Origin of the sequence: Pedobacter foliorum (assembly GCF_013266735.1) — a bacterium.
Classification (GTDB): domain Bacteria; phylum Bacteroidota; class Bacteroidia; order Sphingobacteriales; family Sphingobacteriaceae; genus Pedobacter; species Pedobacter foliorum.
Genome location: NZ_JABSNU010000011.1, coordinates 117,748 through 131,309, shown reverse-complemented (window position 1 = coordinate 131,309; position 13,562 = coordinate 117,748). Strand labels below are relative to the sequence as shown.

The window sequence follows — 13,562 nt, the reverse complement described above, 5'->3', positions numbered from 1 at the left end:
CGCTGATAAGCAAATCAGGACAATTATGGAGACTCTTATAAACAAGAAAAATATATTAATTATTAATGGGCATCCTAACAAGGATAGCTTTAATTATGCCCTGGCTAATGCTTACAAAGAAGCCGCCATAAAATCCGGCGCATTGGTAACAGAAATTAATATTGTCGATCTAAATTTTAACCCTAACCTACAATATGGATATTCGAATCGTATGGAATTGGAACCGGATCTGCTGTATAGTCTGGGAAAAATAAAGCAGGCTGACCACCTGGTATGGGTACATCCTGTTTGGTGGGGAGGCTATCCTGCTATTATGAAAGGTTTCATTGACCGATTATTCCTTCCTGGGCTAACCTATAAATACAAAGAGAATTCACTGTGGTGGGATAAGCTATTGACTGGAAAAACAGCGAGAATTATTACCACTATTGACCAGCCCGCCTGGTATTACAGATGGATTTACGGGAACCCAAGTATCAATCAACTAAAAAAAAGCACACTGGAATTCTGCGGAATAAAACCAGTAAAAGTTATCACAATAGGCATCATCAAAACAGCTAGTCCGATAAAAAGATCATCATGGCTAAATAAAGTCAATAAACTAGGTCATAAACATATTTAATCTCTTGTACCAGACTCCCATTCCCCGTCGATCATCGAATATAAAACCAGATCTAAGAATTTTCCATTCACTTTCTCAGCTTGCCTTAGAACACCTTCGACTTGGAACCCTAGTTTTTTGGGTATTGCCTGGCTTTTCAAATTCAGAGTTGCTGCTTTGATTTCGATGCGATGCAATCCCAACTCCTTAAAACCATAATTAATCAATGCTTTACAAGAGCGTATCATAATCCCATTACCCTGGGCGCTTTCTGTAAGCCAGTAACCTATTGCAGCATTTTCATTAAAAAAATTCAAATAGTGCAGCCCAATCCTGCCAACGGCTTGTTCATTAAATATGACAACGAAACTCACCTCCATTCGCTGTTGATAAAACAGCTCGCAGTTTTTGATATAAGCTATAAAATCCTGTACAGACTGCATATTAGGCACCCAGGGCAAAAACTCAGACAGTTGCTGTCTACTACTATTTAAAGCTTGAAATAAACCTTCTGCATGTTTTTCAGCTGTTAGCTCCAGTCTGAGATTTTGATCGATAGTTATTACCATTTCTACTATGCTTAATACCAGTAGTAAAATTATCTATTTTAATATGGTAATCTCCAAAAAATGGGATTTATTTTGGGGGATTTATGTGTTGAATTACTCCATCAAGCATAACGGATAGCTTTTTAGCACCAAACCTATTTAAATGATCAGCATCATGGAAATCTGAAATACCAAACGAGTTATCTTTTAATAAGTTTACATAAGTCACGTTATTACGATGGGCAGCTAAATCTGCCATCAGATGGGTTGTTTGGTTCAGTTGCTTTGCATCAAGGTGTTCAAAATATGTTTTATAAGCGGGCGGAGTATAAAACAGCACTTGTATCTTTCTTTGTTTGGCGAAACTAATAATGCGTTCTAAAACAGCTTTATTCTTTGTAAAATATTCTTCATTTATTCCTGTATGTCTTTTGGCAGCAATAGTTCCGCTATTAAGGAAATCAGTTTTAGCCATCACCGTTTTGTGTTCTCCCCATCCCAAATAAGAAGAAGTAAGGAGGCTATTTCTCTTAATATAGTACAAATACAATTTGTCCATATTCTGCTCAAACCGGCTGAATATTTCAAAGTGACTAAAAACATCATCTGTTGCCTTAATTCCGCAATAGATTTCATAATTTTTTAATCTCCAGCTTTCATCATTATGCCTCAAGGAGCTGTATAAACTAAAATAAGAAATAGGTACAACAATGAATTTTAAATTCTTCCAGTTTGTATCGTATTTTTCGAGGATGTCATCATCTATATCAAGTGATTGCGAAACATAAGCTGCATTGAAAGATTTCTCTTTAACAACGGCTGGGTTAATTCCATAAAAAGCATGAGAACTCCCTAGAAATAAAACAGCTATCTCACTTGTGTGCACTTTTAAATAGTTACTCTTAAGTTCATAATCATTTGGAATATGACGAAGGAGAAGTTCTGCAGAGATTCCAAGAACCAGTATTGGAAGCAGAAATAGAAAGGTGGATTTCAGGAACTGTTTCATATTAAAACTGGAAATAAATGAATTGTTGTTTTTCGCCGGCAAACCAAACAATTGCCAGCACCAAAGTATAATAAAAGGCCCACCTAACCGGTTTAGGAAAGTTAAACCCTAAATTAGCAATAGCATACTCCTGTGTCCTACCCCTCCATTCTATCAGTATAAATACTGCAATCAGCAATATGATAGTTCTGGGAAATATTTGAGGTTTGCTGAAGGCCGAAGTAGAAAACATACCTCCAAGATATTCAAAGGCATGATGAAGGTCTTTTGCTCTAAAAAACACCCAGGCAATCACAGTTAGGCTAAAGGTTACACCCATAGATATAATCTCCCTTAAATTCGGAAAAACCCTTCCCTGAGCTACAACGTCAAGGTTTCTCCTATTTGTTTCAAAGAAAATCGAGGGCATTATGTATAAGGCATTTAAAAGTCCCCAGACAATAAAAGTCCAGTTAGCTCCATGCCAGAAACCACTAACCAAAAATATGATAAATGTATTTCTTACCTTTTTCAAGATACTCCCCGTACTTCCACCCAAAGGAATGTATAAGTAATCCCTGAACCAGCTCGATAGAGAGATATGCCATCGACGCCAGAACTCCGCAATGTCTCTTGAAAAATAAGGGAAAGCAAAGTTTTTCAGCAGATCAATACCAAAAAGACGAGCTGTTCCTAATGCAATATCAGAGTAACCGGAAAAGTCGCAATAAATCTGGAAGGTAAAAAATAAAGCACCCAATATTAAAGTGCTTCCATTGTATTCAGATGAATTGTTAAATATCATATTGGCATATTCTGCACAACTATCTGCAATAACAATCTTTTTAAACAGCCCCCATAAAATTTGCCTTAATCCATCTACCGCTTTTGAAACATCAAAAGTCCTTTCTCTTTTTATTTGCGGCAAAAGATGTGTAGCCCTTTCTATCGGCCCGGCAACAAGTAATGGAAAGAAACTTACAAAGAGTGAATAATCTATAAAGTTGCGTTCTTCCTTTATCCTATTTTTATAAATATCTATGATGTAAGATAGGCCGTGAAAAGTATAGAAGGAAATTCCGACTGGCAGCAATACATTTAAAGTGAGAAAACTTGGCTTAAAACCCAATAAGGAAATGCCATCAGCGAAAGAAGCTACAAAAAAATTGAAATATTTAAAGACCGCCAAAAAGCCTAGGTTTATACTTATACTTAACCAGAGCCAAAAAAGCCTCACCTTTTTGCTGCTGGCTTCACTTATTTTTATTCCAGAATAATAGTCTAATAAGGTTGAGAAAATCAATAGAAATAAGAACCTGTAGTCCCAACAGCCATAAAAGAAATAGCTGGAAGCTAACAATAATCTATTTTGAAGTTTGAGGTTGCCTTTTGTTGCAAACCAATACAGTAGAAAAACTACCGGTAAAAATATGGCGAAACTTAAAGAGTTAAATAACATGCCTCAAGAAGCATTAGAGCTATAGATAAATGTAATAATTTCCTTATTCTATATGTGTGGTATAAATTGCACAATCGAATCAGGCCCTATTTTTCTCCATAGAACCCCTCCGCAATAGGTTGCCATTTCTGATATAGGGACTTAACTATTATTAGTTCGCTCCCAAACGGCTTAACCGCAGATAGCTCCCCCGGGGTATTTGCCCAATCAGCTTCCCATTTAGAAATCATTTTATAAAATTCATTTACTTCGTTTGCAGGTCTATTAAATCGATGATTAATATTGACTTCCTTATATCTGGATGCTGAATCTTTTTTTATTTCTTTACCCAAAAAATCAATAAACATTTCCCATCTGGGTTGATAGAAACCGCTTACCAATCCATTCCATTGGCGAGCAGAGTAATCATATTGGATAGCGTTAGGATCATACGGTCCCCAAATGGTAACAAGGCCTCTGGCATTTTTCTCATATAGATTCTTTTCTTCATTGTTACTCCCAATTGCCCTGGCGTCGGCAATCCATTTACCTAATAAAAATTCCTTTCGGGTTCCCAACAGCTTATCAAAATCTTGCATTAAATTCAGGAATAATGCACTCGATTGATTAAAATCATTAACATTACTTATCTCATAAGCCCTAGCCATCCTTTTTTGAAGTGGAATTGCAAGGTCAGCCAAACATTGGCGCATCAAATCTACAAGGTCATACTTATAGGTCTCTTTTTGTTGAATATCGGGAGATGCCTTCAACAACATAGCAGAAGCCTGCCACAGACTTGCAAAACGATAATTCTTTTCACTATTAAGTGCCCCATTCGGAGATGCTCCATTGATTTTTAAAGCCGGCCTTGCACATATTGCCGATTCCATAAAAGTTTCGACTCCATGTTTGCCATATACGGTATTTAATAAGGTATCCCATACCACTATTGTAGCCTGATCTAGTTTTCCATATCTGGATTTCAGGTAATCATATAGCCAGACTTTTGTATTGGGCTTCTCTCTATGCCAAGCCATTTCACTTACTGCTTCATAGATCACAGGGTTATGTTCTATAGCTTCAGGGAACATACCAATCCCTTTAAAAGATTTACTTTGTTCAGGTTTATTAAGTAATGCAGGATAACGGGCCAATACGGCATCAAGATCTCCTCCCATGGCTGTATTACCTCCAAAGTTGTGGATAATTCCTGCAACCCATGGTCTACCCCAAAATGCATCACTTCCTTTCCATCTTTGTGTATTAAGATCCAACATCAAAATTTTGTCTTGAGGTATTGCCTCAACTATTGGCTTACGCATACTCCAGGTTTGCATAGCAATAACAGCTTTTGGATCTACTGAAGCTGTAGCCTTGTAAATAGCCTGACCTACTGAAGAAAGATAATCATCACCTTTTACAGGTGGCTCTCCCTCATGAAAGGGATCCGCAGCATAAATATGGTCGGTACCAAAAAGCTTAGTTTGTTCTTCAAGAAAAGTTTTGGACATCCGGGCAAATAAAGGATCTAGAGGATCTAGTTGTGCTGTTTCTTCTCCAACAAAAAACCATACCGGTTTTTTAAGAATTTTTGCAGTTGGCTGTTTTTCTATTAGTTTAATAGGAACGTAACCTGTGAAGCCTTGTAAAATTGGTTTCATTCCAAGTTCGCGTTCCCGTTGTAAGATCTTCTTGCCCAATACAATACTACGCTCAATCCATTTCTGAGGCAACGGGCCATAAATTCCTTCTATATTTGTCATCCACTGCCAGGCCTGATAAGCAGGTCCAACTAAAAAAGAGCGAATTTCATCATCATTCATTCCGTACTGTCTCAAAGTCTGCTGCCATACGGCCTCCTGACCAGTAATTGCCAATGGCATATTCACTCCATGCAAGGCCATCCAATCGATTTCCTTTTCCCAGCGTTTCCAATCCCACCAAACCATAGAATAATTAAATGTGCAATAGTTCAGGTAGGCTCTATCTCTATATGGAGATGAAACCCTTACCTTCTTTTGTATTAAAGGTAGTTTTATCGGTAGATCCATGTTATCTCCACACCAGCTTTGTTGTACATGACAATAGTATTTCATGTACCAATTGAGAGCTGATCCTATGGACACCGGATTGTTCCCTCTTAATATGATTTTCCCTTGTATACTCTCCAATTCGAAAACATCATTTCTTTTATCGGTTTGAATAAAACTAATATGGATTTGGTTGTAATGATTTGGCAACACCCTTTTTATCAATGCTCTTGTAGCTTCTATTGGCTTTAGCGTTTTTTTATGCAAAGCAGAAATTGCTCGAGTAGAAAGGCTACAACACCACATCAATACTGCGATGATACAAGTGATTTTTTTAATCATATATTTTCTTTTATGAAGTCCTACTTATTCTACCTGCACCCATGTATAGCTTTTGGGGTTTAGTGTTATTGTATAGTTGATCTCGTAATTCCGATCAAGCTTGTAGATTTTTGCTGGTCCGTATTTCTCCTTTAGTCTTGCAACATTTGTAAGTCCGGTATAGTATAAAGGGATTTTAATTGATCTTGTAATTTTCTCTTCCAGTGGATTATAAAGCATCAGCATACCTTTTGTTTTTAGCTTTGGGTTAACATGCAATAAACCATCCCAATCTCTTCCATCGGCTCTACGAAGATGAATCATATCCGAATTCAGTATGTTACGGAATTCTTTATACCAATTTATTACGCCTATTACTGTTTGTCTGGTAGCCTCTGTATCATACAATCTCGGCCCGCGATAACAAGCCTGAACACCTGCTCCATAATACTGCATCATTAACTGTTCATAATCTTTCAAATGTTGATTTAGTGGCTCAAGCACAGCTTCTGGGCCTCCGCCTTGATAAACCGTTAACGGAACAAAGCCCCAGCTCATAGAACCCGTTTTCTCCCAGGTGCCATCAAAAATATTTTGACGGTTAAGGATCATTTGGTTTTCTCTTGGCAGTGAGAAGTTTACTTCTCTATATCCTATACCAATCTTATTGGTTCCATCCAAAAAATACCAGTCTGGAGCATTAATATAGACTCCTCTTTCACTTAGCCAGTGATATAGCTCTTTTTGAATCTCCATCTGTCTCCATTGTGAATCTTCCAATCCTTTATGACCAGGATGCGTTGTTGATGCACAAACATCACCTGGATATGGCCCATCGTTTTCCCATATATCAAAACCGGTCTTAGCATAAAATGTCTTGATTTTATCTCTGAACCCAAGTCCCCATTTACTTCCAAAACATGGGGCATTGCCAAAAAAAGCACCACCGGGTTTTCCAGTCTTTGGATCAATTACATCATCTTCATCGCTAATCTTTCTGGAACTAAAAAGAGTATAGCTACCAATAGAGACCTTCTTTTGGTGAGCATAATCAGCTATCTTCCTCCATTTTTCGATATTGGCTTTGGTGGTATCTTCTGTATTACAATGACTTCCAAAACTCAGAATAAGTGCTTCGTAACCCGTTGCTGCACATTGATCTATTGCCGTTTTAACCTGTTCATCGTTGCGGCTTACCAAGTGCATAAAAATAGGGTTGCTGTTAGTCCATGGTGCAACTGTCTGATACATTTTGCGGATCGTTAATCCCCTTCTTTCACGATCATAACTATCCATAAGTAGTTCATGAGTTCTTACAGAATTGAAGCTTTCACCTGGCTTTATCTCTATACCCGGAGCTTTATCGGGATAAATCTCCAATAAACAGGGTGTTTGGTAATCATAATTAACTTGAGATGTATATGCAGCATCTACTTTCCAGTGTGTTGTTTGATCACTAAGATCATAGCGCATTGCATTGTTAAAAGCATAGTTTGTTTCAAAATATATTCCTTGCGGTTTTGCCATTTGTTCAGGTTTTCCAACAACCGCACTCTGCTCTTCTACCATTCCCAAAATCTCGCTTATCACACGATCAATCTTAAATACATTTTTCCCGGTATTTTTAATAGTTAACGATTTTACAATCAATGGAACGCCATCGTACAGCTCATAGTTCACTACAACTTCTAGCCCCGACAACTCGGTAGCCCCAGCATGGTAATAAAAAGAAAGTTTTTTCCCACTCGGACTCTTCCCATTGCTTGTCCAAAACTTATTTTCCCATTTGATCAGAGGCTTTATAGTGTCCAATTCAAATTTTTCAAATTGGAAATCATTCTTATCAATTGTCAACTTGTTAAGCCATTCAGTTCTTAAATATGCATTCTCTTTTTGCCCATACAAGCCTCCAACGTTATAATCTTTTCCATTAATCGTTAATCGTGCCTCGGGTTTTATTGATCTTAATAATTGCTGGCCATTAGCTAGATTAACGTAGTCTATGCAGGCTACATTCGGTTTAATTTTAAATACCCTACGTACCAGGCCATTGTTAAGCACAATATCTTCGCTAGATTTACTAATCTTTGCTTTGTAGGCAGCAGAATTCAACAACCAGTCCGATTTTTGCATGTTTTGTCCCAAAACAGGAAACCAGATACTTAAAATAAAAATTCCAACAATAATTAAGTGTTTCATCTATTCTTAAATAATTTTTAAAAACAGGCGCACTATACCGTGCGCCCGCAACTAACCAATGCGCTTATTATCACAACCTAAATGATGCGCTCTGTTAACAAGTACCCTATCCTATAACAATGACTCAAAAAATTTGATAATTTATATCAACACCAAGACCATCTATCTTCTAAGCTCTGATAGAGAGATATTTACTTTAAATAAAAGTTTGATCCTTGACTAGCGATTATTCTAATGTTGGATTGAAAGTTCCACCATCCCAGCCGATATTCTGAAGCAGATTGGGGTTCTTATCAATCTCACCTTTATCAATTGGAAAGAAATAATAGGTATTTGGGGTTGACATTATATTGGTACCATTACCCAAAAGAGGCAACACTTTGTAAGTAAAATCTTCTGGTTTAAGCAGATACACCCCACCATCAGTTGGGTTTTTGCCTTCTTTCAAGGTTGCTAGTAAACCATTCTTACTCATTCCATTTATTTCGTTTAAGCTTCTTGTCCTCCGCAAATCATTAAAGCGCTTACCCTCAAAAATAAATTCAATTCTACGCTCTCTGTATATTGCCTTTCTCATATCATCTCTACTTAAGCTAGCTCCTAGGCCATAACGGTTATCAACTCCAGAATCAATACCCGCCCGTTTACGAATACGAACCAATACATCTAATGCTTCATTAGTGTTTCCTGTTTCATTTGCTGCTTCTGCAAAATTTAATAAAACCTCTGCATAGCGAAGTTCTATCCAATCTGTTTCATTATTGGTTACCTCAGTTTGTGATAAAGTTGGATCCATTCCTTTTAGAGGATAAAACCCAGTCCTTGGGTAATTTTGTCCGGGGCCAAATATATCATCCTGATGAGCGATACCCGCAGCGGTGTATTGTTTGCGGCCAGCCTTACCACTTAATTCATATGTAGCCCCATTGTATACAACAGAAGCATAAAATCTTGGATCACGATTTTCCCAATAAGTTTGCAAATTGTAAGTATAAGTTGGGGAAAATCCAGGCGGAAAGCCATCCTTCATTGGATATGCTTCAATCATTTCCCATATCGGCTGATCTCCACCTGTCGAATTTTTAGATTCACTTAATGGCCTACAATTATCTTCTTGCCTTCCGTTAGTTTTATTGGGCTTTTTATATATTACACTGAAGATAGCTTCCTTATTTCCTTTGTTATTTTTACTCCAAATCCCTGCATAATCTGGATTTAAGTCATACCCTAGGGCTGCTAACTGATCCTTTGCCTGTTTATTTGCCTCATAGGCTTTTGCCCAATCTGTATTGCCATATGGGTTAGCCGGATGGAACTGCGGACTTGCCTTATAAAGTAAAACCCTACCTAAGTAAGCCATTACAGTAGCTTTATCTATTTTGCCTCTATTACTTCCAGTATATTTATCAGGCAACAATGCTGCAGCTTTTTGAAGATCTGATTCTATAAAATCAAAACACTCTTTGGTTGAATTTCTTTTAACCATAAGATCATCATTTATCTCCTGTGGCTTATCTATAATTGGCACCCCACCATGATAAATAATTGTATTAAAGTACAAAAATGCTCTCATAAAGTACGCTTGGCCTTTAATAGGATCCTTGACGGGGGCTGTTAAGCCCCCCTTATCTATTTCACTCAGCAAAATATTTACATTCCTTATTGTTACATAGGGCCAGATTTTAAATAAATCACTATTCGTAGTCACAGCATCAACGCCAAGATTACCAAATAATTCATCAGCATTGCTACCATTGTTAACTGGCCATCCAACAAATACTTTGATATATACATTTGTTAAATAGGCCTGTGCCAATTGTGGATCATTCCATACTTTTTTTGGATCAAACGCTGAAACATTTTCTATATCAAGAATTCTCTTACATCCCAACAAGGATATTAGAAAAATTAGAAAACACCCTTTATAGCTTATTTTTTTCATGCTCAGTGTATTAAAAGACAATATTTAATCCTCCTGTAAATGTTTTCATAATTGGATATGAGTCAAGGGCCAATTGCTCCGGATCATATTCTTTAAAGGCACTTAATGTAAGTAGGTTCGTTCCTGTAAAAAATACTTGGGCCTGCTTAATTCCAATTTTGTTGATCCATTTTTCAGGAAGACCGTAAGAAATATTAACATTTTTCAACCTCAGATAAGCACCATTTCTAATCCAAAAAGATGAAGGAGCATAACCTAATTCTTCATATCCCCAATCAACAATTTTAGGGTATTTACCATTTGGGTTTTCTGTTGACCAAGCATCTACCCAGAGACCAAAATATGGCCTATCAAACTGAAATACTCCGCCTTCAACAGTATTTAAAGTAGAAACTATTTTATCATAAGTGCTCACACCCTGCAATAGGATATCAACTTTAATTGCTTTCCAGTCAACCGATAAATTTATTCCATAATTGATACGGGGGATTTGATTAGTTGAGAGATAGGCTTCATCGTTCACATCAATTTTACCATCAGGTCCTTCAACATAATTCGCCCCGCGGATGTCTTTAAATAACAATGCACCAATCATAGGGTCTCTGCCAAATTGTTTAAAACCTCTGGCTTTAAGTTCATCAACAACATTTTGATCTCTAATAATTCCTTCAGAAATATAACCTTTCACTCTATTAGTTGGCTGTCCAATCCAGCTTCGCCATGTTCCCTTTATACCCGCAGGCTCATCAAAAGTCACCCATTTATCCTTAGCATAACCTATGTTTGCACCCATTGAATAAGAGATCTCTCCAACCTTATTGTGATATTGCAAACTGAATTCTAAACCGCTCACATCTTTTTTAGCATAGTTGACTTGTGGTAAAATAGCGCCAAAAGTACCTGGTAATGTTTGTGTTTTTTTTTGAAAAATATCTGATATTCTACGTTTAAAATAATCAAATTCACCATTTAACTTCCCATTAAACAAACCAAAGTCAAGTCCTAAATCATAAGAACTTGCTTTTTCCCAGGTAATGTCTGGGTTAGGAAATGTTCCGGGAGTTATCCCAAGTTGGTAATTGTCTCCAAACATATATGAACCCGCTGGATCGTAATTATTTTGCCATTGATAAGCAGGAATGCTACCATCGGTAGTACCGTCATTACCTGTTGTACCGTAAGACCCCCTTAATTTTAGTTCATTAATAAAATCTATGTTAAAGAACTTTTCTTTTGAGATGCGCCATGCTGCTGATGCTGATGGAAAAAAACCGAAACGATTACCAGGCTCAAATATGTAAGATCCATCTTCTCTAAAAGAAAATTCGGCAATATACCTTGAATCATATTCATAATGTATTCTTCCAATCCACCCCAGCCTTGCATTAGCGCCTTCACTGCCACTAAAATACCTATCAGAAGCATCCTGCGAAGTGTTAAATATCTGATCTATACTACTTGACAAGAGCCTCCCCGCTGAACCAGTTAATACTTTTGAATTACCCTCGCTTTGCTCGTATATCAAATTAGCCGAGATATCATTCTCTCCGAAGGATCTATTGTAATTCAAAAACCAGTTTAATTGATATGAATTTACAAAATTTACATCTTCGCTAATTTTTTCTAAATCCTGACTCAAATTATGAATATTGGGATTGGCAAGATCTAGACCTATAGGCAAATAACCCCTGGTACTTACCCCATCGCTTTTAAATTTAATAGGATATGAAGTATTAAATTTGATAAAAGACTTACTATTTTTAGTGTTAATACTATAATTAGCCATAACACTTGTACTTAAACCCTCAATAAACGGAATTTTTAGATCAACATTTAAAATGCCATTCAGCGTATTGTAAACTATTTTGCGATAGCCGGTATTATAGATAGTTTCTACTGGATTCCAACCACCGCTCCCGATTGCGGGGAATCCTTCCGAATCCAATCTATCAGTGGGGGTCCCGTCTAGCTTAGTATAAAATGGAAAAAGTCTCGACCAATTGAAAGTGGTTCTATAAAAATCTTGAACGGTTTGACTTTCTTCAGAATCATAAGGCCAATAAAAGCGATCAAGGGCACGTTTGTAACCGCTCAGATTCAATCCTATTTTTAAATTCTTAGAAATGTTTGTTTCTACTTTACTTCTAAAATTATATCTATTATAATCGGTATTTTTAAAGGAACCATTTGCTTTGTTAAAACCTGCAAGCATAAAATACTTGACATCTTTACTTCCCCCAGAAACGGTTAAACTATATTGGTGAGCGATTGGATTCTGCCATATATAATCCATCAATTCGTACGATCTGTCTTTGTAATAGTCAAAAGCTGCTTGTCCATAAGGCAACGTACCAATTGGTTGTCCCGCTATTTCTTGCTTATGCTTGTACTGATTATTTTTATATATCAATTCATCTGTTGCCGTATATGATGGAATAGGTTGAGTTGTACGATCTGTAGATAAATAAGCTTTAAATGCAAATTCAGCCTTTTGGTTAGTTTCTCCAGATCTTGTTTTGACTAACAATACACCATTTGCGGCTCTTGAACCATAGATTGCGGCTGTTCCCGCATCTTTCAATAAAGTAATTGATTCTACCTCATTTGGATCTAACACATCAAAATCGGTTCTGGAAGCGACTACATTATCAATCACTACCAAAGGATATGTTCCCCCAGTACCTGAACCAACTCCACGGACCAATATGTTCGAGTTTGCCCCTACAAATCCTGAATTATTTACAATTTGTGCTCCTGCTAAACGACCTGCCAGCAAGTTGGATAGATTGGAAGTTGGAGTTGATTGAATATCTTTTGCATTTACTGTTGACACGGCACCAGTAACACTAGTCTTTTTCAAACTTCCATAGCCAACGGAGATCACCACAGCCTCAAGATCAATTAACCTAAGGGACATACTAATAACCATATTTTCAGAAACTGCTGTGACTTGCTTCACATTATAGCCCAAAAATGAGACAATAAGTTCTGCATGCTCGTTAATCCCCTTTAAAAAAAAACTGCCAATTGTATCAGTAATGATTTCATTTGAGGTGCCTTTTACCTTAATCGTTGCTCCGGCTAAGGGCTTCCCTTTCTCATCGAGAACCCTTCCTGTAACATCTATAGTCCTAGCCAAAATAACAGGACTAATTGATAATGGATCTGGTTCCCGGATAACAATCGTCTTATCTTGAATCGTATATGTTAACGGTTGATTTTTTAAACTGATTTTAAGCACCGTTTCAAGAGGAGTATCTTGAAAATCTGCGTCAAAAGTGGTCTTATTCTTTATCTTTTTCTCTGACCAGATAATGCCATATCCTGTTTGTTTATTAATTTCGTCGAAGAGCTCGGACAATGAGACATTTTTCTTTACATAAGTAACACGTTGTGCAAATCCCGCTGCAGAAACCAGCAACATACCAGCAACCAAAAGAACAACGGTTAATTTCATCGTCAACGGAATTTAAGCATATAGCCAAGATATTT

At 37.0% G+C, this 13,562-nt stretch carries 8 protein-coding genes; 1 reads left to right on the top strand and 7 read right to left on the bottom strand.

Annotation, left to right across the window (positions count from 1 at the left end):
* Nucleotides 1-25: 25 nt before the first annotated feature.
* A complete protein-coding gene (locus HQN83_RS19370) occupies nucleotides 26-622 on the top strand; it encodes an NAD(P)H-dependent oxidoreductase (protein WP_173092463.1) in 597 nt (198 codons plus the stop codon).
* Here the strand turns inward: HQN83_RS19370 and HQN83_RS19365 are convergent.
* The 7 genes from HQN83_RS19365 to HQN83_RS19335 all read right to left on the bottom strand — a co-directional run bounded on the left by HQN83_RS19365 (nucleotide 619) and on the right by HQN83_RS19335 (nucleotide 13,527).
* On the bottom strand, nucleotides 619-1,170 hold the full coding sequence (locus HQN83_RS19365) for a GNAT family N-acetyltransferase (protein ID WP_173092462.1): 552 nt from the start codon (nucleotides 1,168-1,170) through the stop codon (nucleotides 619-621). The genes HQN83_RS19370 and HQN83_RS19365 overlap by 4 nt on opposite strands.
* 67 nt (nucleotides 1,171-1,237) lie before the next feature.
* Nucleotides 1,238-2,158: a hypothetical protein gene (locus tag HQN83_RS19360; RefSeq protein WP_173092461.1), complete on the bottom strand. Its 921-nt coding sequence runs from the start codon at nucleotides 2,156-2,158 to the stop codon at nucleotides 1,238-1,240.
* A 1-nt stretch (nucleotide 2,159) separates the two neighbouring features.
* Nucleotides 2,160-3,596, bottom strand: a complete 1,437-nt coding sequence (locus HQN83_RS19355) for an MBOAT family O-acyltransferase (protein ID WP_173092460.1) — start codon at nucleotides 3,594-3,596, stop codon at nucleotides 2,160-2,162.
* An 86-nt stretch (nucleotides 3,597-3,682) separates the two neighbouring features.
* Complete coding sequence (locus tag HQN83_RS19350; RefSeq protein WP_217277431.1) at nucleotides 3,683-5,950, bottom strand: alpha-N-acetylglucosaminidase; 2,268 nt, start codon at nucleotides 5,948-5,950, stop codon at nucleotides 3,683-3,685.
* Between the two features lie 24 nt (nucleotides 5,951-5,974).
* Entirely contained in the window at nucleotides 5,975-8,128 is a 2,154-nt protein-coding gene (locus HQN83_RS19345; protein ID WP_173092459.1) for an alpha-galactosidase, read from the bottom strand.
* Between the two features lie 226 nt (nucleotides 8,129-8,354).
* Complete coding sequence (locus HQN83_RS19340; RefSeq protein ID WP_173092457.1) at nucleotides 8,355-10,070, bottom strand: RagB/SusD family nutrient uptake outer membrane protein; 1,716 nt, start codon at nucleotides 10,068-10,070, stop codon at nucleotides 8,355-8,357.
* A 10-nt stretch (nucleotides 10,071-10,080) separates the two neighbouring features.
* Nucleotides 10,081-13,527 (bottom strand): TonB-dependent receptor, encoded by a 3,447-nt coding sequence (locus tag HQN83_RS19335; protein ID WP_173092455.1) that lies wholly within the window; start codon nucleotides 13,525-13,527, stop codon nucleotides 10,081-10,083.
* Between the last annotated feature and the right edge of the window lie 35 nt (nucleotides 13,528-13,562).